We start from the raw sequence: 22,752 nt of genomic DNA, 5'->3' as shown, positions 1-22,752 counted from the left end.
ACACGGCTGGCAGGCCCCTCCCTTACCAACCTGCCAGCAGTGCGCATGTGCCCTCCGCCTAGGTAGTGCTTTGCGGTGGGTGACTAGCCTGTGGTCTGGGGCCGCGCCGGGCTACGCTAGTTGCGCATACGGGCTATACGCCCGAGGTATAAACGGTGGGACAAGCCGCTACCAGGCGGCATATACTTGGCGTAATCGGCCAGGCGCAGGGAGTTACTGTCGGTAATGAGTACCGAGAATGCCCGCATTTGCCATAAATGCGGTACTCGCCTTGCCCGAGATAATCAGGGATCACAATGCGCGCCATGTCAGGCGAAGGCGCGTGACCGGTTCATCGCCCCGCCCGCCGTGCCCACGAACTTCTGGGACGCCGAGCCACTCCGCGCGGCCCTGGACACCTGGCACTTAGGGAAAGTCATCCGGGCATACCGCCACCACCCGCACCACGGGCCTCGGCCGCTGTCACAGGGCTTGATCGCCCAGTGGCTGCACATCACACAGGCCCAGCTCAGCCGCATCGAGAGCGGCCCGCCGGTCACCGACCTAGATCGGCTCATTCCCTGGGCACGCACGCTCGGTATCCCAGCAGGGTTGCTCTGGTTCAAACTGCCGGAGGAACGCCAGTTGCCGGTCGGTGTCGTGCCGCGTCCTCGCCAGCCCGCGCCTCCCTCGCTGCCGACCGCGGTGAAGTACGCGACCCTGAGCCCACTCGGCGACATCGTCCAGGCGACCCATGACCCGGATATGGCCACCTTGCACGCCTTTCGAGCAGCAGATCGCCAGGTAGGCGGTGGACACCTGTACACCACGGTGACGGGCTACTTGCAATCGGCGCTCGCGCCCCGGCTCTTCGGGAGTCGCGCAGGCAAGGGAAGCATGAGCGTGTTCACCGCCGCCGGTGGCTTCACCGAGATGGCGGGCTGGATGGCGCACGACGCGGGGCACGACGAGATCGCCCGTCAGCACTTCCGCCGTTCGCTCGACCTGGCGCAGATGGGCGGCGATCCGCAGCTCAGCGCGCATGTGTACGCCAGCTTGAGTCACCTATCCCTGCACCTGGAGGAACCGGACGACGCTATTTCGCTCGCCCGGCAAGGCCACACGGTGCTTGTCAAGGCTCCGCCAGCACCAGCGCTCTCGGCCCGGCTCTACGCGATGGAGGCGCGCGGACTGGCCGTGCGAGCCGAAGATGCCGCCTGCTCAGATGCGCTGAAACGCGCCGAGAGGGCACTGGCCCGCGCCCCTGCCGAAGCTCCGTCGCCGTGGGTCAGTCCCTTCGACACCGGTTCGCTCGCCAGCGAGACCGCCCGCTGCATGCGCCAGCTCGGCGACTTGAACGAGGCTGAGTACCAAGCGAGGCGCATCATCGAACTGCGCGCCGACGGCCACACTCGCAGCCGGGCCTTTGCCAAGCTGTTGCTGGTCACGGTGCTCATCGCCCAGGGCAAGCCCGACGAGGCGTGTTCACTGGCCCGCGAGGTCGTCGACGTCATCCAGGGATTGAGTTCGCACCTGGTCGTTCAGCAGCTCCAGGAGCTGCATGCTTTGCTGGAGCCCTACCGCTCAAACACCACGGTCGCTGAGTTCCTACCCTCCCTTGATGAGGCCGTCCGTGGCCGACTTGGTCTCTACAGTTGGCTCGGCAGCGACGCCAGCACGAGTGGATGAGCCGAGGAACTGATGACCGCGAAGAAGCCGCTTTACGAGCGCGACCCCGACGCATGGCGGGCACACCTCGCCGAGGGCAATGCCACCCAGCCTCGCAAGCGCGTGGGTGCAGACGTACTCATCCGCGACGACGACGGCCGGCTGCTTCTGGTGGATCCGAAGTACAAGCCGGACTGGGATTTGCCTGGTGGGATGGGCGAAGCCAACGAGCCACCGGCTGAGACCGCGCGGCGGGAGCTCAAGGAAGAGCTGGGATTCGACATCCATCCCGGGCGTGTGCTGTGCGTCGACTGGGTGTCGCCACACGGGCCGTGGGACGACTCACTGATGTTCATATTTGATGGTGGCGTGCTCGCACAGGAACAGATCGCGGGCCTCACCCTGCATGACGACGAGTTGCGGGCCTTCGTCTTCTGCACTGAGGACGAAGCCGCCGAACGGCTACGGCCGTATGTGTGGCGGCGAGTGGCAGCAGCGTTGGAGGCGGTGCGGTCGGGGAGGGCGGTGTATTTGCAGGATGGGCGACGACAGTAGTCCGTTCATCAGATACTGCGGTGAGCTACCAATAGCCACTTGCTTGCATAGCAGGCAACGGAGATAATATTTCTAAGGCGAGAATGAGAAAATGCAAAGAAGCTCAGCGAAAAGGAGAACGGTGCAATTATGAGTGAAACTAATCGTTCGTTTGTTCCGTCTGCATTGTCTTGGCTCCAGGACGCCATTGGGGACAGGCTGCTCAAATATCTACTGGATTGCACCTCGCGAAGCCTTGAAGAAATGCTTTCTGGAGATCTTTCGCCTTCCGAGAAGCGGATCGAGATAATTAATATCCTCTCAGGTATGAAGCAGCAGCTTCCGGAAAATCTAGACGAGGCCGCTAAGAATGAAGCACTGCGCAACTGGCTCACACAGGTCGACAGCAATGGTAAGCCAGTCGTAGGGGTGTTGCGTCAGCATGTTAGCGGCGCAGAGCCCGTGCCTGAGTCGCAAGACTCCCTTGAGGCTGTAATGGGCGTGCTGGCTGTTGAATGCTATCCGGCTTTCCTTTTTCCTCTAGATTCCTTCGGTGGGCAGATGCCGATCTTGCAAGAGGTTAGTCGCCAGGTCTATTCTCTGATTCTGCGCCACCCTCAGGCAGAAGAGTTTTCAAATCTCATATTGAGTGATCCCACTTTCCGAGACGCCTTTGCGGCGGAGGAGAAGCATTCGGGTCGTGTTGCTATGGTTTATCGAAATACGGGTAGGGCGGGCGGTGTGCAGCTGTCTATGCTGCCAGCTACGATCCTCATAGCAGCATGGCGACATACTCAGGATGCGCCGTCTCCACAAGCATTTGCCACCGAGGCAATGGAGCAGCTACGGCTAGTGCGCAACGTATTCGCCGGGAGGCAGGGCATTGTTTCCGCCAAACTTGCCTTTGCTGGTGTGTTGCTGCCCAGTAATGCCAACCTGAACTTTGGTGAGGCAACTGTCCGACCTGTCAATGAATCAGATCGAAAAATCGTGCCTGAGTCACTCAAAGGGAAGCTCGGTGGCACAGATTCTTCGGGGAACAGCACAACAATCAATTATGATGGCGATGTGCTCCTCGAATGCAGCTTTTTCTACAAGGTGCGAGTAGAGAAACGTCAACAGAATATCGAGCTCCCATTTCCTGAAGATATGCGCCCTCCTCCTGTGCTAGAGCAAGTGTCAACCCGCTTGCGCTTTAGCCTGATGCTGGCGACGAAGCGTGTACCGCGAGCACAACTAGTTCCGACCTGGCGATACTTCGACGAGCCGCTCGGGCAGGGTACTGATATTTCGTGGTCGGATCCTCGCATGGGGAGTCCCATCATGCCGACTCAATTGACGGAAGCGGAAGCCCAATCTTGGGGTGAGTGGTACCAGCGGCTTGACGCTCAGCATGTAGATACTATTGAGCTTGCGCTTTCTCGTATCCTGCGGGCCGTTGCCGAACGACGGGAACCTTCAGACGTACTCATCGATTCTGTCATCGCCTGGGAAAACCTTTTTGGCACTAAGGAAGGTGAGCCAACCTTCCGCGTTACTATGTGCTTGGCCAGCCTCCTCAAAGAATCGCTCCAAGAGCGGAAAGAGTTCAAGACGAGACTAGGCAAGATCTACGCGCTCCGGAGTAAGGTCGTCCACGGCAGCGGCAAGCCCAAGGAAGGCGAGTACCCACTCTGCTACGAAGCTCTAGACGTAGCTATTGATGCCGTCCGTCTTTTGACATCCGATCGTGTTGATATCCTCAAACTGCGGGATGGCGCGGCTCGTAGCGCAACCCTACTTCTGGAGAACTAAGCGCAAACACCAGGCGAGATTTCAACCTACCGATGCAATCCTAGTGGCCAAAGGTTCACTAATACGGAAGTCTGCAAGGCTTACTAGAGCCCGAACCGATCCAGTGGCCGCTCAGTGACCGAGGGTACAGAAACTCTGTGGCATCCCCAACCGCAGCGGAGCAGACTGACCCTATGACTGCCACCTCGCCCGACGACTGGTCGCCCGCCGACAACCCGTACGCCATCGCTGTATCCGAGGCGCAATGGTGGCTGCACACGGTCGAGCTGGCCATCTCCCGTATGAGGAAGGGCGAGAAACGTTGGACGTCCGTCTTCAGTGATGCCAGCGGCAAGCTCAAGCGCGTGCTCCTCGCTGTCCGTCGTCGTCAGAACTTGCACGTAGTCAGCCATGATGTGCTCCCCTTGAGCTAACGGAAGATCGCGCTGCCTCAACCCTATGACGCAGACACCGACGGGACAGCCGGTCATGCGACAACAGCAGCCCTGTCTCAACGATGCTGCGCCAACGCTGCGGCCATGAGTCCGCCCCGATCTACGTCAATCACCAGTTCATAGAAGCTAACCGTGTACCACCAGGATGAACCCATGAGCTCACAGGGTTCACTTGCGCCCACCGTGCTCGCGCCCATGCCACTCGCAGACATGGGATCTGCGAACGTCTCAAGCGATCACGAGCCGCGCAGTGCAGCATGCAGCAGACCACCCAAGACTGTCGGTCTCCTCTGGCATAATGCTCCTACGGCAAGAAGTTACCCGAGAGCATCCAGTGACCAGGCAAGAATCCACCCGCAGTAAAGAACCTCGAAAGCTAGGAGCGTACCGCGACAGTGCCCACAAGCCCATCCTCCCCTAAGGCAACCGGCGGAGCGGGAATCATCTTCGAGTATCGTCTCGCTGCTGTGCTATTCGCCATGATGCTCGATCGAGCGCATCCACCATTTGGCGTGCAAGTGCCGATCGAAAGAATCGGGCTACAACAGAGATCTGCCGGTTACCAGTTGGATGACATTGTCGTATATACACAGCGCGGCCCCAACGGTCCTAGGATCCAGTTCCAGGTCAAAAGGACGCTACCGAAACCCTCCAGCGATGAGTTTATTCAGCTCGTCACAACCATGAGGCAAGCAATTGAGGAGCAAGCCGCCGATATTGACAGCGGTGGACTTCTCTTCGGACTAGCTGTAGGTGGGCCAGCAGGTAGCGCACAACAACTCAGGGAGCTCACAGAACTCGCACGAGCGCAGCCCGACCTTGAGAGTCTTCAAATTTTGCTCCGCAGCGGTAGCATTTCATCGGATATCCGTGGCCGCTTCGACCTTTTCGAGCTCGCGGTCAGGAAATCGGTTAAACTGGCCCCGATTATAAGTGATTCCAGTGCTGCAGAAGTAGCTTTTCGGCTTCTAGCTGCACTCCACGTATGGCTGGTGGAAGTCGAGCACGACGGCCGAGACACAAGATGGGCTCTTGACCGAATTGCGGCATACGTACCGCATGGTGATTTAACCCCGTCTGATGTCTTTTCACACTTGTGCTCAGTTGCCGAGGAGCTAGGGCCGAGAGCAGCTAACATCGATGCAAATATGCTGCGACGGCGAATATATCAGCGCTCAGGAATTCGTTTGGCGAGTAGCGACGACATCCGTGCGACAAGTCGACACGATGTCATTGCAAATCAACTACCGCATGACGATCCGACCTTCTTGGGCCGAGAAGAAGAGCTTCATGAACTGCGTCGCATCGTCTTCGGGGCGAGGGCAGATCATAGTCCGCTAAGTGGTGGGCTTGTTTCAATAGTGGGCAAGCCTGGGGTCGGTAAGACAGCATTGGCAGTACGCCTCGCCTATGAAGCGAAGTCAGATTTCAATCAAATCCAACTATTTGTCGACCTCAGGGGTTTCGACCACGATCCACTTACGCCTGAGGATGCTCTTGTCGGATTCCTGCGCACCCTGGGGCTAGCGGAGGGGCAGCTAGCCGGAACCGTGGCTGAACTCGCCGCACTGTTCAGATCGAGGATAAGAGGTCTTAAGGCCCTCGTCTTGCTTGATAACGCTCGCGACAGCGAGCACATAAAACATCTGATTCCCCCAACAGAAACGTGTTTCGTGATCGTGACGAGTCGCAATTCTGTCGTCGGGCTAGTCGGAGGTCATCAGCTTGAGTTGGATGTGCTAAGTAGCCAGAGTTCCATAGATGTGCTGACGACCTGTTCCGGCCGCACAGATCTCCGTGAGAATATACACGCACCCGAGATTGCCAAACTCTGCGCCTATCTGCCACTTGCTCTACGAATTTCAGCTAATACGCTCGGTAGTTGGGGTAAGTGGTCAATCGCTTACTATGCAAAGCGGCTTGCCGACGAGGCCAGCCGACTCGATCGGCTTTCACCTGGGGATAGTGTTGGTGTACGTGCAAGTTTTGGCCTCTCCTATCGAGAATTGACCTCGCGCACACGCATGGTATTCAGGCGTCTCTCTATTATCCCAGATACATCGTTTCCGCTTGTTGTCGGTGCTGCGGCCTGTGATCTTGATCGGCAAGAGGTGGAACGCAGACTCGAAGAGTTGCTTCAACTAAACCTTTTGGAACTTGCAGACGCGGATGGCAGGTATCGCTTCCACGATCTAATTCGCCTATACGCGACCGAGCGACTCGCGGAAGAGGAGCATCAGGATGGCCTCTCTGCTGCAGAAATTCGAGTATCAATAGAAGTGCTCCGCGTGGCGCGCCGGGCTGGACGGTCACTCGACACAGAAGGTTTCCAGACGCTCAATCCCGAAGAACAGCAGGCCGCGCAGGCCGGGCTCCCTATCCGTTGGTTGGACCGGGAGTGGAGTCTTGTCGTGGGGGCTATCGGGCTACTCGTTAAGAATGAGCTATCGGATGATCTAATTGTGGTGGCCATTTCCCTCCAACGCTATGTGGAGATGAGGGGTCAATGGCGTTCGTTGATTGACACCGTTGAGGCTGCCATTGAACTTACCCGTTATCACTTGGACCAATCAGGGCACCTGATTCTTTTGACTACACTGACAAATGCGAAACTCTCTGTCCGAGATTTCAAGGGCGCCCTTCATTGCGCTGATCGGTTACTTGATATCATTGGCGATGAGACAGATCCACTGCTCTGCGCCGAGGCCCTGAATGCCCGAGGTAATGCCTTGAGGGGCGCGGCGCATCTAGATGAAGCACTTGCATGTTTTGAGAGAGCGTACGAGATATATTCTTCGATCAAATTTCAACAGGGACTCGCTTCGTGCGCGCATAATATGGCATCCTGTTACCGCGATTATGGCAGGTACACAGAAGCCATCGAATGGTACGAGAAGGATCTCGAATATTGCAGATCAAACAATGACCAGTGGGGCGTCGCCTGGACGTTAACGAGCCTTGGCGGAGCTTTTGAACTTTCAGGGCATCTTGAAGAGGCAAGGGCCGCACTCGTTGAGGCTTTTAGGGTTTTCCGCGAAATAGATGACCGCGCCAATATGAGTCGCAGTCTTCATGATCTCGGGATTACTCTCACAAAACAAGGCCACTTTGCGGCCGCCGTCCGGTGTCATCTGGCAGATCTTGCGATCTGCTCTCGACAAGACGATTTGCGCGGAGTAGCTATGGCCCTAGAAGGAATAGGTCAAGCCGCGGGTTATACTAATCCTGAGATCGGCCTCTCCTACTTGGAGCCTGCCCTTACATTGTCACAGGCCGTCGGCGACCCGGAGGAGGAGTCCACGGTCCGTGTCGCGATAGCGCGCCTTACTTGCGTGCTGGGGCACCCGGGTGCTCAAGAGAAGCTAGACGATGCCCTTGCATTCGCGCGTGAGCACAGCACCAAGCGTCGTTATGGCCAAGCACTCCTTAGCGCCGCTAGCGTTGATCAGCTTTCACATGAGGCGCGAGTAGCTCTCTTGTCGGAAGCTATTAGTGCGTTTGAGGAAATTGGCGGCCGATACGACCTGTCAATCGCAAAAGCGATGCTTGCGACACTAAATGATGAATAGCGTGAATGTACGCGCGAAAGGGAGTATTTCTGTGGCTGCGATGGAGAATGCAAATACACAAGACCTCCGCTGCCCCGAGGCTCGGATCAGCGGAGGACTCGTCTTAACCGTGATGGTTCAGCTCTGCACCACGTTGGCGATGATCTGTTTGACCTTGCGTCGGTCGATGCCGTGCCGCTCGGCAAGTGCCCGTTGCGAGAGCGGCTTTCCCGGACCGTTCAGGCTCGCCATGTAGTCAGCGAGAACCGCTTGTTCGGGGGTGTGCTCCACTTTGGTGCGGTCTGGTTCGGACTCCATCGACGCTGGCTCCATGGCCCCGGCCTGTTCGGACGTTCCTGCTGGTGACGTGGCGTCCCGTGTGAGCGTCATCAGCAGTTCGAATGAGCCGACGAGGGCGAGTGCCGGCCATGCACTGACGAGGGCACCGGTGGGGCCGTGGTTTAGGCCGTGCGCCACATTGGCACCGATGGTGGCCACGATGCCCACAGCGAGGCTCCACTTGGCCAACGTTGGTACGCGTTGCTTCCGGCGACTCGCGTCGAGGATCACCATGGAGGCTGCCCAGATGAGGCCGTCCACGGTGAACGGAACCAACCGGGCCGTAAGACCGGTCTCGCCATGGGTGCGTACCAACTCGTACGCGTGCCGGTACGAGATCACGGCTGCGATCACTGCGACGATGCCCACGGCGAGACCGGTGGTGATCCGGGTGAGGCGATCAGCCATGGGCCAACTCCTCCCGGAACGTGATCACCAGCGGGTCATTCTCGTTGTGCCCCGTGGCGAGGAGTTCGGCGATGGTGAGGGCCGTGATTGCTTGGTGGCGGTTGAGGGGCGTTGGCCACGTGCTGACGTGCCAGACTCCATCGACGAGAGCGGCGTTGCCGATCACGGCGTCGTTCACCGTGAGGATCATGCGGGTGTCGTTGATCTTGATTGCCATGTGGGCTCCTCTCCCGCTCCGGAGGGAGCCGCGGGAGCCGAAACGGGAGCCAATGCCGTCGAACGGCATGGGACCCATCCCGACTCACCGCGACCCCATCCGGGCGTTGATGCAGGTGAGGGGCACCCCATTTGGCTCTGAGTTGACCTCGACGAAGATCGATTCGCCTGATTTGCTTCACACCGAAGAGGTCACTGGTTCGAACCCAGTATCGCCCACCCTGCATAGACCAAGCTCAGAGGCTACTTCCGATCTTCCGGAAGCGGCCTCTTCGCCGTTTCTGGGCGTCCCAGGCGCATGGAGCCTGCCGAAGAACCTGACGACGGACTCTGGTAGGCCGTCCATCGCCGTAGCGCCGACGTCCCTCATCGGGTCCGCCAGCGGGCATGACGTCCGCGGCCGATGGCTTGGGCGGCACGTCCCGTTTCGGGGCCGTTCGGGCTGCCGAGGCGTGGATATTGCTCATCACGCCTCGCGTCATCGCCTGCGACGTGCGCAGACTGGAACCGACACGGAACCAGGTGGAGCATCTTGTGACGGAGGAGCGCCCGGGGTGGGCCAGGCGGATCACCGCTGAACGAGCCGCCCGCGGCTGGAGCAGGCCCCAGTTCATTGACGCCTTACGGGCCCATGCGGGCCGTCCACTGCCGGACGAGGCGTCGATGCTGCGCTGCGTACATGCGTGGGAGAGCGGCGACTCATGCCCCGACGATGACCACCGGCCGATCATCGCGAAGACTTTCGGCACTGTCACCGCTGCCATCTGGCCCATGGCGGGCGGACGAGACGGCGACGCCGAACTCATCGCCGGAACCGGCATGGACACCCAGGAGATCCTCACCGGCTTGCGAGCGTCCTCCGTGGACCCCGCCATGCTCGAAGGCCTCCGGATCACCGTGGATCGGTTGTGCAGCGAGTATCCGCACAAGCCCGCTGACCAACTGCTCGTCGAGGGACGGGCCTGGCTGCGCCGCATCACAGCGTTGCTCGACCGGCAGCTGCCCCTGGCTCACCGTCAAGAGACCCTTTCCCTGGCCGGATGGCTTGCCGCACTGGTCGGATGCGTCGAGTACGACACGAACGACTGGCCGGCGGCCGAAGCCACTCGGCAGGCCGCGTTGAGGCTCGGCGCGGAAGCCGGCGACGCTGAGGTGATGGCGTGGGCACACGAGATGCGCGCCTGGTTCGCTCTCACCCAAGGGGACTACCGAGACGTCATCGTGTCCGCAGAAACGGGATGCGCTATTGCGCCCGACTCGCGAGCGGCCGTCCAACTCCATGCCCAGAAGGCGAAGGCGTGGGCCCGTATCGGCGACCGCCGGCAGGTCGAAGCAGCGCTCGACCTAGGGCGGACGCTGCTGGAGCGGCTGCCCTACCCGGAGAACCTTGATCACCACTTCGTCGTCGATCCGGCCAGGTGGGACTTCTACTCCATGGACTGCTACCGGTGGCTCGGCAACGACCAGCCTTCCACCGCGGCCGAGAACAGGCTTGCTGAGACCTACGCCGAGGACGTCATCCGCCTGGGCACCGACGCCAGTGGTGTTGAACGCTCACCGATGCGGAACGCAGAAGCCCGCATAACACTTGGGCTGATCGCTGCTAGAGAAGGCGACCTCGAAAGGGCCGTGGAATTCGGTGAGCGGGCGCTCCAGGGTGAGCGCCGGTCGCTACCTAGTCTGCTGATGGTGTCCCAGGAGCTCGGAGCCGCGATCAAGGACCGGTACGGGACGGACCCCAGCGCCGTCGAGTATCTGGACCACCTTCGCCAACTGCAGCAAACCGCGCGCTAGGCCACCAGTGGGCACGCCACTGAAGCGACCAAGCCGGGACGGTATCGCGTCGAAGAAGCCACCATTGTGGCCGTCCTGCTGAGCAAGAGTCACGATGCCGCACGAACACGGGACAAGTCACAGGGTCGAGCAGCCGCACGCGCCTGAGGGCCGGTTGTGGTCGCGTCTGGCGTCGCTGCCAGGGGGGTGAACCTGATCCGGGATGCTGGCGGAATGTCCAGGTGACACGGTTCGCGGGGCTGTGTCACTATTGTCCGCGCTCGGCGGCCGGTACCGGCGGCTCATGGCCGGGCGGCGGGGAAACGGGGAGGTCGAGTGCACCGGACGGCCGTCGCGGGTGTACGTGGGAGAGGACGGGGCTGCTGATGGCCCACGCGCGTCCTCCCTCTAAAACTCCTGCGCAGCGGCGATACGTCGTGCTCGGCGTCGTCCTCGCGATCGTGCTCTTCGTGGCCGTTGGGTATGCGGCTGCTCGGCCGTCCGATTCCTCAGGGCCGTCCGCTGCTCCGGCGACGACCGGTGGGGATCCGGATGCCGGGGCTCGGACGCAGAGCCCCGCGCCGCCGGATTCGGTCGGGGTGGGGCGGAAGGGGACCGCCACGCCGTCCGAGACGCCGTCGACCTCGTCGCCGACGCCGTCGACCGCCACGCCGACGGCGTCCGCTACTGGACGCGTCACGCCGACGCCGCCGCCCAGGAGAAGGCCCGGCGCCGCCGCATGGACACCCGGCGTCTACTACCGTCCCGGCGACGCGGTGACCCATCGCGGCGCGGACTACGTCTGCCGCCAATCGCACACCGCGCAGGCCGACTGGCAACCCCAGGACACCCCCACGCTCTGGCGCGCGACGTAACCCATGCCCTCCCGGCGGGCCTTGGCCTTGTGGTCAGGGGCCCGACCTCGGTGATTCGGCTGAGCGCGGGTGGAGCGGAACGCTATATTGCCGTTCAGGCAGATCACGCCTGCCGGTCTGAGCACCTAGCGCCTACGCCGCTGGTGCGCCGACGACAAAGCGTCTCGGACGACGCGTGATACCCCCGGTTCGCGTCGTCCGACGGTGTGCGTAGGACTCCGTCCAAGGACGCCATGACCGCAGAGCCCCGCCGTCGCCCTTCCCGTCACCAGCAACGTCGTATTCGTCGCCGCCAGGATGCGACCGGCGAGCCCTATCTGGTTGCGGCCGCGGCCGTCGAGGAGGAGTGGGCGCGAGGGCAGCGCTACCTGGCCGACCCGTCGGTGCCCGCCGAAGTGGCCGCCGCCGTCCGCCGGGCCGGGCTCATCCCCCTTGAGGCGCTGGACCTGTCGATCCACTGGGAATGGTGGTGCCGCTGCCGGTGGTGCGGCCAGGTCGTCGAAGTGCGTCCCAAAGGTCACGGGTATCAGAGTCCTGGACGCTGCCCGTACTTCCTGCACGAGTACAAGCACAAAGGCGGTCGCTGTACGCGGCCCGCGCCCGACCTGGTGGTGTTCGAAGGGTCGCTGAGCACCGAACGCCTCGAACAAATGTGGCCGCTGTTCCCGCAGCGGGCACATCGAGTGGACCCGCGGTCGGAACCTCCAACGTCAGATTCCCGACCCAGCCGATAAGGGTGGGTCCTGGGCCGACTGGGACACCGCAGTGTGGACGTCGGTGCCGTGTCGGTTTATCGAGCCTGCGGCTGTTTGCTCTGGCGTGGTGATGCCGTGACCATCTCATGAAATGGCGGGTGTTCTGTAAGGATTGGCTTTGGTTATCGCTGTGGTCGTGGCAATGGGGGGATCACCTAGTAAGCGTGTGTTCAGATTGGGGGCGGCGGAAGAACGCTTCGAATCTTCGTGGGAGCAGCGGCATGAGGCATGGGTGGGCTCGGGTTGCGGTGGCGGTCGGGGTCGGTACCGTCGCCCTCGCGTCGTTTGGGCATGCGACGGCGTCGGGCCAGCGGCCGGGCTCGGTGCTGGTCGAGGAGGCGTTCACCGGAGTCACTGCGGATTCGCGCTTCATCGGGTACGGGGCGGCCTGCCTGACGGGTGCGCGGCGCGGAAAGGTGGAGGCGGAAGCTGAGAATCATCCGCTCAGGGGGTGTCGCCTGGATCCGGTTGGTCCGGTGCCGCCGGGCGGCGCGGCGCCGCGTGGGTATCTGCAGCTCACGGACGCCCACCCCGAGGTGACCGGCGCTGCGCTGTTCGACTCGCCGATCCCGGCCAGGGGTGGTCTGGAGGTGGTTTTCGAGCAGTGGCAGTACGGAAATACCACGCGGTCGCCGGCTGACGGAATCTCGTTCTTTCTGACGGACGGTGCTCGGCGGCTCAGCACGCCGGGCGCGTTCGGCGGGAGCCTCGGTTACGCCCAGAAGTTGCCGGGCGGCGACCCCGATGCCCAGTTCGTTCCGGGGGTGGACGGTGGGTATCTCGGCATCGGACTTGACGTGCTGGGCGAATACTTCGGTGACGGAGAAGGGCGCGGGAATGGGTGCGAGCGGCGCTCTCCGGCCGGGACGTCGTTTCGTCTGCCTGCGCCGGGACCCAACATCGTCACTGCTCGCGGGCCCGGAAACGGCGTCACCGGATACTGCCTGCTCGCCGCCACGACCACCAACAAGAGGACGACCGGGCCCTGGCCATCGTCGCTCCCCGGACGGTTGCACGGGACCTTGAGGACGATGCCCGCCGAAATCACGCCGACGCGGGCTGAACGGCTGTTGGAACCGGTGAAAAGGGTCGTCCGGGTGGCAGTGCCGTCCGGACGGGATCCGGTTGTGACGGTCGACATCGACTTTCGCGACGGCAATGGCTTCAAGCGGGTTCTGAGATTTCCCGCTCCCGAGCCCATGCCGGAGACCTTCAAGTTCGGATTCGCCGCGTCCACGGGGCCTCTCACCGATGTGCAGCTCATCCGCAGAGTCGTCGTGCGTTCCATGCCGCCGGTGGAAAGGTCGTAGCCGGACAGGACGGAGTCACAGGGGCGAGGGGACAGGGCGGATCGTGAGGGTGTTGACGTCGACGCCGTGCGGCTGGTCGATCGCCCACACGATGGCGCCCGCGATCTGGTCGGCGGTCATCATCGCGCGGTCCGGCGGGCCGCCGGCGGCGTCGAAGAAGTTGGTCTCGGTGGCTCCGGGGTTGACCAAGGTCACGCCGATGCCGTCGTCCGTCACCATGCGCCTGGTGTTCTCGGCGAGGCCGGTCACCGCCCATTTGGTCGCGCCGTAGATGTTGCCGGGACTGTAGACGACGCCGGCGACGCTCCCGATGAGCACGATCCGGCCGCGGGTTTCGCGCAGGGCCGGCAGGGCGGCCCTGATCAGCAGCGCGGGGCCGAGCACGTTGGTCAGCACCATGTCGCGCCACACGGCGGGGTCCCCGTCGGTGACGTGGTCGAATGAGGTGAATCCGGCGTTGGCCACGACGGTGTTCAGCTGTCCGAACTCCTCGACGGTGGCGCTGACGGCCGCCTGGACGTCCTGGTAATCGGCCGCGTCCCCGACGAGCGTCAGCAGGCCCGCCGGTTCACCCAGTTCTTCGGCGAACCGGCGCAGACGTTCCGCGCCGCGTCCGGTGACGGTCACCCGATGCCCCTGGTCCAGAAGTCGCCGGGCCGTCGCCGCCCCGATGCCGCTTCCGCCCCCGGTGATGAGGGCTACAGGAGAGTCGGTCACGTGCGGCCTCCCAGAGTCGCGTGATCCGTGCAGGTCTCGATCAACCCACGGACAGGCTACGCATGGGCGGACGGTTGCGCGTCCGGGTCGAGTGCGAAGTCGGCGGCGGCGTCATTCCCGAACGGTGAGTGGACCCAAGTGCCCATCATGGGCCTTCATCTGGAAATTGGTCAGTTTTTGTTGCCTTCCCGAGTCCCGATTGAAGTCAACCGATTTCGCCGAGCAGGTCGTCTAGGTAGACCTGGTGGTTCTAGAGTGAGGACGACAACCACATCGCTGACATTACGGGCGATGACGAGCAAACTGCACACCTGGGTGGCGGGCGGCCGACGTCCGCATGGACGGTCGGCGTCGGACACCGGGGTCCGCGTCGCAGAGGTCACGGAGGCCGCGTCGTGAGCATCGCCGGCGTGACGGCCGCCCGTTGGGCGCAAGCCTCTGCCCGGACGGGCGGTGCCTGACATGGCCGGGGCGGCCGCGCCGGTGTTGGAGTTGCGCGGTGTGTGCAAGACGTTCGGCGGAGCGCACGCGCTGACCGGCGTCGATTTCACGTTATCGGCGGGCGAGGTCCACGCCGTTGTCGGGATGAATGGTGCTGGTAAATCCACGCTTGTGGAGACGATGTGCGGTGCCATTGTTCCCGATGAAGGGGCCGTGCATATCGCCGGACGACGCCACGCTGCGTTAACGCCGAGGCGCGCCCATGCGTCCGGTGTGAGCATTGTTCATCAGAAGCGGTCGCTGGTCCCGGGGCTGACCATCGCCGAGAATCTTCTTCTTGGACGCCTTCCCACCCGGTTCGGCGCGGTGTCGTGGGGAGAGGCGCGGCGCGAGGCGGCTCGGGCGCTCGGGGAACTCGGTATCGGGATCGGCGTTGAGCGGGTCGCCGCCACCCTCGGCCCGGCCGAGCAGACTCTGGTCGAGATCGCGCGGGAGGTGCACCGGGGCCGCCGCATTCTCATTCTGGACGAGCCCACCGCGTCACTCGGCGCCGCCGACGCTCTCCGGATTCACCGGCTCGTGCGCGCTCTGCGTTCTCGCGGCACCGGTGTCGTCTATATCTCCCATGACCTGGACGAGGTCCTCGACCTCGCCGACCGGATCACGGTGTTGCGAGACGGCAAGCGAATCGTCACCGTCCCGGCAGCGGACGTCGACCTGCACGAACTCGTCCGGGCGATGGCCGGCGGCGACCGCCTCCGCAAGAAGGTCGATGACGAAGCCCGTGTCGCCGGTGGGCCGGTGCTGGAACTCAAGGGGCTGACCGCCGGGCGCCTCCAAGCGTTCGATCTGGAGGTTCGCGCGGGGGAGATCACCGCCGTGCTCGGGCCGTCCGGGGACGGGCAGGCCGAGCTGTTTCCGCTGCTCAGCGGGCTCCGCCGGGCCGAGGCCGGACGGGTGCGGATCGCCGGACGCGACGTCCCGTCCGGCAGTGTCGGCGCGGCGCTGGCGGCGGGGATGCGCTGCGTGACCGGCGACCGGCTCGGCCGCGGCCTGGTCCCGGGGCTCAGCGTGGACGAGAACCTCGACCTGGTCCGCCGCGGGCTCCGCCGCCCCTGGCTGGTGCGGTGGAGCCGGATGCGCGGGCACGCGCGCGCCGCCCGCGACCGGTACGGCATCACGGCCATCCACGCCGACCCGCCCGTCGCCGAGCTTTCCGGAGGCAATCAGCAGAAGGTGCTGCTCGCCGCCTGGCTCGACACCGCGGTGACCGCCTGCCTGCTGGAAGAGCCGACGGGCGGCGTGGACGTGGCGTCGAAGGCCGACGTCCAGCGGCTGGTCCGTTGGCTGGCCGGGCGCGGGGCCGCGGTTCTGCTCGCGTCCAGCGACGTCGACGAGGTCGTCGCGCTCGCCGACCGGGTCGTGGTCGTCCGGAACGGCCGGACGGTCGCGGACCGCCCCATCGCCCGGGTCACCCGCGACGAACTCGTCGCGCTCATCGCGGGGGGACGGACGACGCCATGACCGCCCTCGGCATCCTCCGCGACCGCATCGGCGTGAGCCTCCCGGCGGGGCTGACCCGGCATCTGGGGCTGCTGTCCGTCCTGCTGGTCATCGGTCTGATCACCGCGCTGAACAGCTCCGCGTTCCTGACCGGGGCGAACCTGCTCAACGTGTCGCAGCAGGTCGCCGTCACCGCCGTCCTGGCCGCCGGGCTCACCCTCCTCATGACCGCCGGCGGGATCGACTTCTCGCTCGGCTCCATCGCGGCCGTGACCGCAGGGGTCGTCGCGCGGCTGATCGCGTCCGGGACGGGGGAGTGGACGGCGATGCTCGCGGGCCTCGCGGTCGGCGCCGGGATCGGCCTCGTCAACGGCACCGTCGTGACGCTGTTCCGCGTCGCGCCGTTCGTCGCGACGCTCGCGACGTCCACCGTCCTCGGCGGCGCGGCGCTGCTGGTCATCGACGGGCAGAGCGTGTCGATCGGCGACCACCTGGCGGGACTCGGGTTCGGCGAGGTGCTCGGCGTCGTGCCCGCGACGGTCGTGGTCGCGGCGCTCGTCTGCGTCGCGGCCGGGCTGGTCATGCGCTGGACGGCGTTCGGCCGCAACGCGTTCGCCATCGGCGGCAACGAGAACGCGGCGCGGCTGGCGGGCATCCCGGTGGCGCGCACGAAACTGCTGCTCTACACGCTCGGCGGCCTGCTCGCCGGGCTCGGCGGCGTCATGCTCGTGGCCCGGCTCGGCGCGGCGAGCCCCGGGACCGGCGGGCTGCAACTGGAACTGACCGTCGTCGCCGCCGTCGTGATCGGCGGGACGGCGCTGCACGGCGGCAGCGGCACCGTCGTCGGGACGGTCCTCGGGGTCGTGCTGCTCGGCGTCGTCGCCAACTCGCTCAACCTCCTCCAGGTGGACGCGCATTTCCAGGACGTCGCGGTCGGCGGCGTCCTGCTGATCGCGGCCATCACCAACCATCTGCGCGGCCGATTCGGCTGAAAGGGTCCTCATGCTCGATTTCGCACGCGGACGCGTCCGCGGCGTCACGGTCCAGGCCGTGGCGCTCGCCGTCGCCCTCGGTGTCACCGCCTGCTCGGTGGACGACGACGCGGGGAACGCCGCCGTCCCGTCCGGGAAGAAGATCACGATCGGCTTCGTCAACGGGAACCGCATCCAGTTCCACATGTGCCTGCAGAAGGCGCTGCACGCGCGGGCCGCGAAGAAGGACGTCGAGGTCCTGACGGCGAACTCCGTGACGGACCCGGGCCGGGAGCTGGCGAACATCGACGACATGATCGTCAAGAAGGTCGACGTCATCGTCGTCCAGACCGTCAACGTCGACGCGCTCCGGGGCGGCGTGAGCCGCGCCAACCGGGCGGGCATCCCGATCTTCCTCACCGGCGTCACGGGCGGCATCGACCAGTCGAAGATCCTCGGCGCGGTCGTCGCCGACGTCGAGCAGGTCGGACGCTCGCTCGGCGCCTGGCTGGCCGAGGACACCGGCGGCCGCCCCGCCGAGGTCGCGGTCATCGGCGGCGCCCCCGGCGGCGCCGCCGAGCTGATGACCGCCGCGTTCAAGAAGAGCAGCGGGCCGCGGGCGAAGGTCGTGTTCGAGCAGCCCGCGTTCTGGCAGCGGGCCAAGGCGCAGGACGTGGCGGAGAACCTCCTCCAGGCCCGGCCGCGCGTCAAGTACGTCCTCGTCCAGAACGAGGACATGGCCCTCGGCGCCGAGGCGGCGTTCCGCGCCGCGCGCCGCACCGACATCAAGATCCTCAGCAACGGCGGCACCGACGAGGGCGTCCAGGCGATCAAGGCCGGGCGGTTCGCCGTGACGGTCAGCAACACGCCCAAGGACATCGGCGAGATGGCCGTGGAGAACGTCGTCGCGCTGCTCCGCAAGGACGCGTCGGCCAAGAAGATCGACAACGTCCCCCAGATGGTCGTCACCAAGGCCAACGCGGACAAGGCGCCGCCCTACTGCGTCTAGGTGCTCGTCGACGCGATCGCTTCCCAGTGGTGTCACGTTCGAGGGCCCGGCGGTGTCTTCATGTCGACCAGCCAGAACGCACACCTAAAGGGAGAACGTCGTGGCGTTGCGCGTACCGAAGGCCGAGCTTCCCGCCGACATCAAGGAGAGCATGATCAGGCAGCTCGGCGACGTTCCCGAGAACGTCGAAGTGCTGTGGCACACCCCCGCGGTCGCCCGGGACAACCTGGAGTTCGGCGCCAAGGCGGGCGCGTGGGGTGCGGCCGACAAGAGCCTCAAGTCGTTCGCGCACATGGCCGTCGCGGCGCAGGTCGGCTGCAGCTGGTGCCTCGACGCCGGCTACTTCCAGGCGCGCAACGACGATCTGGACCTGACCAAGGCGAGCCAGGTGCCGCGCTGGCGGACCTCGGACGTGTTCACCCCGCTGGAGCGGGACGTGATGGAGTACGCCGAGGCCATGTCGGCCACGCCGCCGACCGTCACCGACGAGCAGTACGCGGGCCTGCTGGAGCGGCTCGGCCCGGCGGCGATGGTCGAGCTCACCGTGCACATCGCCTACGTCAACATGGCGACCAGGGCCAACGTGGCGAACGGCGTCACCTCGCAGGGCTTCTCCGACGCCTGCGAAATCCCGCTGGCCGACGTCCCGTCGGCCGGGGGCCCGTCGGCCGGGGGCCCGTCGGCCGGGGGCCCGTCGGCCGGGGGCCCGGAGAAGCCGGGTGCGGCGGCGTCGACGGCATGATCGGGGACGCGACGGCCGAGGACCCGTTCCTCACCCACCGCAGCCTGCTGTTCACCGTCGCCTACCAGATGCTCGGGTCGGCGGCCGACGCGGAGGACGTGCTGCAGGATTCCTGGCTGCGGTGGGCCGGCATCGACCACGCGCAGGTGAGCGACCCGAGGGCCTACCTCATCCGGGTCGTCACCCGGCAGTCCCTCAACCAGCGGCGGACCCTGTCGCGCAGGCGCGAGGACTACGTCGGCGAGTGGCTGCCGGAACCGCTGCTGACCAGCCCCGACGTCGCCGAGGACAGCGCCCTCGCGGAAAGCGTCTCGATCGCGATGCTGACCGTCCTGGAGACCCTCGCTCCGGTGGAGCGTGCGGTGTTCGTGCTCCGCGAGGTCTTCGACGTTCCCTACGGCGAGATCGCCGTGGCCGTGGACAAGCCCGCGGCCACGGTCCGGCAGATCGCCCGCCGGGCCCGCGAGCGGGTGGCGGCCCGGCGGCCCCGGGTGCGGGTGAGCCGGTCGGAGCAGCGGGCCGTGGTGGAACGGTTCCTGGCCGCGGTGCGCACCGGGCAGGTGAAGGAGCTGATCGAGGTCATGGCGCCGGACGTGGTCCTGATCGCCGACGGCGGCGGGCTCGCGCCTGCCGCGCGGGCTCCGATCCATGGGGCCGAACTCGTCGCGGAGTCGCTCGCGCAGCCTGGCCGGACGGTGTCGGCCGTCTGGCTCAACGGCGCGCCCGCCGCCCGGATCGAGATCGACGGCCGGGTGGCCGCGGTGAGCCTGGTCGTCGAGGCCGGCCGCGTGACCCGAATCCACGCGGTGGCCAACCCGCAGAAGCTGACACGCTTGAAGGAGCCCGCCGACCTCGCTAGATAGCCCCCGCCGGGGCGGTTGGTCGCCGCCTCAGGAGTCGAGGACAGCGGCGATGGCTTCGATCTCCACGAGTTGATCTTCATAACCCAGCACCGTGACGCCCATCAACGTGCTGGGAACGTCGTGATCACCGAAGGAGGCCCGGACCACCTCCCAGGCGATCCCCAGGTCCTGCTGCCTGCTGGACGCGACGAGGACCCTGGTGCTGATGACGTCCTGCAAGGACGCACCGGAGTCCGCCAGGGCGGTCTGCATGTTCTCGACGGCCTTCGCCGCCTGACCTGCGTAGTCTCCAACCGCCGCCGTGGATCCGTCCTCGTTCAGCGGGCAGGCCCCGGCAAGGAAGATCAGGCGGGATCCGGCGGGCGCCGTGGCCGCGTAGGCGTACTCGGCGACGTCGGACAAGGAGGACGAACGGATCAACGTGACGGCACGGCCCATGTGGCCACCATCTCAAAGGATCTTCCGTTACGCCTCAGGTTTTCTGGCCGGGTGCCTTGTCGCTGAGCTTGTCGTTCAGCCAGTTCGGCGGTGCTCAGTGCCCTTGTCGTAGTGGATGGGGCTCAACTGTGCCCGGGTGGTCTCTCGACGCGGTCGGCGAGCTTCTGCCGTCCCGGACCCGAGAGTTCCTGGACGATGCCGCGCCGCCCCGCGACCACCATCAGCAACGCTTCGGCCGGGCCCCGCACGTCCGGCCCGGACCCTCTCGACCAGTCGAGGTCGGTGGCCACGAGCCGCACTCCCCGCGCCCTCCAGAAGCCGCCGATCACCGGGAACCTCAGCGCGCCCCGCAGCGCGAGCAGCAGCCGCTCCGCCGGAATCTCGCGGGACATGCCGAGCGGACGGCGGATGTCCTGATGGTGGATGACGGCGTCGGTCAACGCGATCAGGCCGCTGAACCCGGTGGTCAGGCCCGTCGGCTGGAGGCGCTTCCGCAACATCGCCAGGAGTTCGTCGGGTGTCAGCGCGCTGGAGTCGGCGACGCCCACGGCGTTCGTCCGGTTCAGCGTGAAGCGTCCCTTGGCGAACCGTCCCGCCAGATCCCGGACGCTCAGCTCCTCGTAGCTGATCATGTGGGCGACGACGTCCCGCACCCGCCATCCCTCGCACAGCGACGGCGCCTCCCACTGCTCGGGCGTCAGCGTCGCGAGGAACGCCGCGAGATCGGCCCGCTCGTCCCGCGCCAGCGGCTTCAGATCCATGAGCACCTTCCCTAACGCACACCTGCGCGTTCCGGCAACCTGCGGCTTGCGCAGTGCTGGACGGACGTGGCGGCGCCTCAATGGCGCTAGCTGTCAGTGAGGGGTGAATCACGGAAAACACCCAAGTTGATCTTTAAAACGGACGTCCGGTAAGTTCCTTTGCAGTGGACCAAAAGTTCACGATTTCATTGTGGGACAAGGAGACTACGTGAAGCAGCGGATGGGCCGGATTCTCGCGACGGGACTCGTCGCGACGTCGCTGACCGGGCTCGGCACCCTCGCGCTCGCAGGCCCGGCCAACGCCGACGCCAGGTGCGCGACCAGCTCGAAGGAGTACCCGACCAACGGGTTCAACGCCGACGTCAAGGTCGAGCTCTGTTTCAACCGCAACTGGGGCGGCCCGGGGGGCAGCAACAGCTACAAGTGGGCGACCGCCAAGGTCACCTGGGGCGACTCGGGGTCTGGCAAGTTCGAGAATTTCGACGTGCAGGTCCGGATCGAGCAGAACGACTCCGACGTGAAGACGAAGACCTGCGACTTCACCGCGGAGATCAATGGCAGCAGTTCCGGCTCGAAGACCTGCAGGCTTCCCGCCTCGGGGTCTTACGTGAACATCAGCGGCAACACCGCCGATGGGCACGTCGTGGCCAACGTCAACGACGACGGTGACGGCAACAAGACCTGGGGACTTCAGGGCACAGCGAAGCTCTGACCGTCGCGAAATAGCAAGCGGCCCCGTCCGGACTTTCCGGACGGGGCTTTTCCTACTGCACAACGGTCATCGACGGGAGCGGGCCTGAATGATGGCCCGCGCGAGGCCCGGAGGGTCCTCCGCATTGACGATCCGCCACTGCGTTCCGCCCGGGACGATGGCCCACCATTCATAGGTATGCGCACCCCACCAGCAGACGACGCCGTCGAACCGTCTTTGCAGTTCGGCGATCGCGGCCCCATGCGAGGGATCCGAGCGGGGCGGGGGAGTGGGGTGCGGCCTGTCTGCCTCCGCCCCCAGCCGGCGGTGTGACTGAGCCGCGAGGATCGTCGTCACATACGGGATGAGAATCCGCACCACCCCCGCCGCGGCGACGTCCGGCTTGGTGTGCGGGGCCAGGTTCTCACCCGTGCTCGACCTGAACCACCACAGGTTGGACCTCCCTCCTCCGGGGACGAGGGTGACGCTCTCACTGAACTGCGGGACGGACGGCTCAGTGACGCGCACGAGCGGCTCCGGCCCTTCATAGCAGGGGACGGCTTTCCACCCTTTTCGCGTGAGTTCTTCTACGAGTCGGTCGAGATGGACGGTTATGGGCGTGGCGCGAACGGCCGCATCGACGCTTAGCGGTCCGCTCCATCGGACTACCAACGGTCCCACTTGCTGCGCTGACCCGTGGGTCGACCGGTGGCGCGACTGAGCTCGACGGCGAGCGCCTTACGAAGCTCTTCTGCGCTGCTACGAACAATGGTCGCGTCTACACCGGCCTTTGGGTCGTGCAGAGTGGCGACCCAGTCTCCGAGTAGTCCGTCGTGGCGTGTCGCGCGCCAGATTCGATGACCCCGGAAGTCCTTGCGGAGCTGGGTCAACGCCTGGTCCGCGACGTTAACGGGCGATTTCATGATCAGTTGAACCTTTGGTCCGATTTCTCTGTGTTACCACTCCCCATCTTCCTGTGATCG

21 protein-coding genes are annotated in these 22,752 nt (G+C 64.8%); 15 read left to right on the top strand and 6 right to left on the bottom strand.

Features of this window, described 5'->3' with window-relative positions; translation table 11 throughout:
* Positions 1-225: 225 nt before the first annotated feature.
* The 5 genes from ACH35V_RS13275 (at position 226) to ACH35V_RS13255 (ending at position 7,978) form a co-directional block, all read left to right on the top strand.
* A complete protein-coding gene (locus ACH35V_RS13275) occupies positions 226-1,668 on the top strand; it encodes a helix-turn-helix domain-containing protein (RefSeq protein WP_395972334.1) in 1,443 nt (480 codons plus the stop codon).
* A gap of 12 nt (positions 1,669-1,680) precedes the next feature.
* Complete coding sequence (locus ACH35V_RS13270; protein WP_395972332.1) at positions 1,681-2,202, top strand: NUDIX domain-containing protein; 522 nt, start codon at positions 1,681-1,683, stop codon at positions 2,200-2,202.
* Positions 2,203-2,331: 129 nt separating this feature from the next.
* Positions 2,332-3,975: a hypothetical protein gene (locus tag ACH35V_RS13265; RefSeq protein WP_395972331.1), complete on the top strand. Its 1,644-nt coding sequence runs from the start codon at positions 2,332-2,334 to the stop codon at positions 3,973-3,975.
* Positions 3,976-4,148: 173 nt separating this feature from the next.
* Positions 4,149-4,388: a hypothetical protein gene (locus ACH35V_RS13260; RefSeq protein ID WP_395972330.1), complete on the top strand. Its 240-nt coding sequence runs from the start codon at positions 4,149-4,151 to the stop codon at positions 4,386-4,388.
* Between the two features lie 500 nt (positions 4,389-4,888).
* Positions 4,889-7,978 (top strand): ATP-binding protein, encoded by a 3,090-nt coding sequence (locus tag ACH35V_RS13255; protein ID WP_395972329.1) that lies wholly within the window; start codon positions 4,889-4,891, stop codon positions 7,976-7,978.
* Positions 7,979-8,095: 117 nt separating this feature from the next.
* Here the strand turns inward: ACH35V_RS13255 and ACH35V_RS13250 are convergent, their stop codons facing one another.
* Entirely contained in the window at positions 8,096-8,704 is a 609-nt protein-coding gene (locus ACH35V_RS13250; RefSeq protein ID WP_395972328.1) for a DUF2637 domain-containing protein, read from the bottom strand.
* Positions 8,697-8,921 (bottom strand): hypothetical protein, encoded by a 225-nt coding sequence (locus tag ACH35V_RS13245; RefSeq protein ID WP_395972327.1) that lies wholly within the window; start codon positions 8,919-8,921, stop codon positions 8,697-8,699. The genes ACH35V_RS13250 and ACH35V_RS13245 overlap by 8 nt, the downstream gene beginning before the upstream one ends.
* A 386-nt stretch (positions 8,922-9,307) precedes the next feature.
* On the opposite strand from ACH35V_RS13245, the gene ACH35V_RS13240 reads away from it, so the two are divergent.
* From ACH35V_RS13240 to ACH35V_RS13225, 4 genes are all read left to right on the top strand, one after another.
* Complete coding sequence (locus ACH35V_RS13240) at positions 9,308-10,714, top strand: XRE family transcriptional regulator (RefSeq protein WP_395972326.1); 1,407 nt, start codon at positions 9,308-9,310, stop codon at positions 10,712-10,714.
* A gap of 578 nt (positions 10,715-11,292) precedes the next feature.
* Positions 11,293-11,568: a carbohydrate-binding protein gene (locus ACH35V_RS13235; RefSeq protein WP_395972325.1), complete on the top strand. Its 276-nt coding sequence runs from the start codon at positions 11,293-11,295 to the stop codon at positions 11,566-11,568.
* Positions 11,569-11,801: 233 nt separating this feature from the next.
* Positions 11,802-12,302, top strand: coding sequence for a hypothetical protein (locus ACH35V_RS13230; protein WP_395972324.1), 501 nt, complete (start codon positions 11,802-11,804; stop codon positions 12,300-12,302).
* Between the two features lie 269 nt (positions 12,303-12,571).
* Positions 12,572-13,633 carry a hypothetical protein gene (locus ACH35V_RS13225; RefSeq protein WP_395972323.1) on the top strand — a complete coding sequence of 354 codons (1,062 nt, stop codon included), beginning with the start codon at positions 12,572-12,574 and terminating at the stop codon, positions 13,631-13,633.
* A gap of 15 nt (positions 13,634-13,648) precedes the next feature.
* Here the strand turns inward: ACH35V_RS13225 and ACH35V_RS13220 are convergent, their stop codons facing one another.
* Positions 13,649-14,350 carry an SDR family oxidoreductase gene (locus ACH35V_RS13220; RefSeq protein WP_395972322.1) on the bottom strand — a complete coding sequence of 234 codons (702 nt, stop codon included), beginning with the start codon at positions 14,348-14,350 and terminating at the stop codon, positions 13,649-13,651.
* Between the two features lie 462 nt (positions 14,351-14,812).
* Between ACH35V_RS13220 and ACH35V_RS13215 the strand changes: the two genes are divergently transcribed.
* The 5 genes from ACH35V_RS13215 to sigJ all read left to right on the top strand — a co-directional run bounded on the left by ACH35V_RS13215 (position 14,813) and on the right by sigJ (position 19,879).
* Positions 14,813-16,315: a sugar ABC transporter ATP-binding protein gene (locus ACH35V_RS13215; protein ID WP_395972321.1), complete on the top strand. Its 1,503-nt coding sequence runs from the start codon at positions 14,813-14,815 to the stop codon at positions 16,313-16,315.
* Entirely contained in the window at positions 16,312-17,286 is a 975-nt protein-coding gene (locus ACH35V_RS13210; RefSeq protein ID WP_395972320.1) for an ABC transporter permease, read from the top strand. Before ACH35V_RS13215 ends, ACH35V_RS13210 begins: the two co-directional genes overlap by 4 nt.
* Positions 17,287-17,296: 10 nt before the next feature.
* Positions 17,297-18,274, top strand: coding sequence for a sugar ABC transporter substrate-binding protein (locus ACH35V_RS13205; RefSeq protein ID WP_395972319.1), 978 nt, complete (start codon positions 17,297-17,299; stop codon positions 18,272-18,274).
* Positions 18,275-18,374: 100 nt separating this feature from the next.
* A complete protein-coding gene (locus ACH35V_RS13200; protein WP_395972318.1) occupies positions 18,375-19,016 on the top strand; it encodes a carboxymuconolactone decarboxylase family protein in 642 nt (213 codons plus the stop codon).
* Positions 19,013-19,879, top strand: coding sequence for an RNA polymerase sigma factor SigJ (sigJ, locus tag ACH35V_RS13195; RefSeq protein ID WP_395972317.1), 867 nt, complete (start codon positions 19,013-19,015; stop codon positions 19,877-19,879). Before ACH35V_RS13200 ends, sigJ begins: the two co-directional genes overlap by 4 nt.
* A 27-nt stretch (positions 19,880-19,906) precedes the next feature.
* On the opposite strand, the gene ACH35V_RS13190 is transcribed toward sigJ, so the two are convergent.
* Both ACH35V_RS13190 and ACH35V_RS13185 read right to left on the bottom strand, forming a co-directional pair.
* Entirely contained in the window at positions 19,907-20,317 is a 411-nt protein-coding gene (locus tag ACH35V_RS13190) for a RidA family protein (RefSeq protein ID WP_395972316.1), read from the bottom strand.
* Between the two features lie 122 nt (positions 20,318-20,439).
* Positions 20,440-21,078, bottom strand: coding sequence for a maleylpyruvate isomerase family mycothiol-dependent enzyme (locus ACH35V_RS13185; protein WP_395972315.1), 639 nt, complete (start codon positions 21,076-21,078; stop codon positions 20,440-20,442).
* Positions 21,079-21,286: 208 nt separating this feature from the next.
* On the opposite strand from ACH35V_RS13185, the gene ACH35V_RS13180 reads away from it, so the two are divergent.
* Positions 21,287-21,790 carry a hypothetical protein gene (locus ACH35V_RS13180; RefSeq protein WP_395972314.1) on the top strand — a complete coding sequence of 168 codons (504 nt, stop codon included), beginning with the start codon at positions 21,287-21,289 and terminating at the stop codon, positions 21,788-21,790.
* A 66-nt stretch (positions 21,791-21,856) separates the two neighbouring features.
* Here the strand turns inward: ACH35V_RS13180 and ACH35V_RS13175 are convergent, their stop codons facing one another.
* On the bottom strand, positions 21,857-22,297 hold the full coding sequence (locus ACH35V_RS13175) for a hypothetical protein (protein ID WP_395972311.1): 441 nt from the start codon (positions 22,295-22,297) through the stop codon (positions 21,857-21,859).
* Between the last annotated feature and the right edge of the window lie 455 nt (positions 22,298-22,752).

The organism is Actinomadura sp. 1N219 (genome assembly GCF_044326405.1).
In the GTDB taxonomy this organism is placed as follows: domain Bacteria; phylum Actinomycetota; class Actinomycetes; order Streptosporangiales; family Streptosporangiaceae; genus Spirillospora.
Note: the sequence above shows the minus strand (reverse complement) of the source record. Positions and strands in the feature narration are given on the sequence as shown.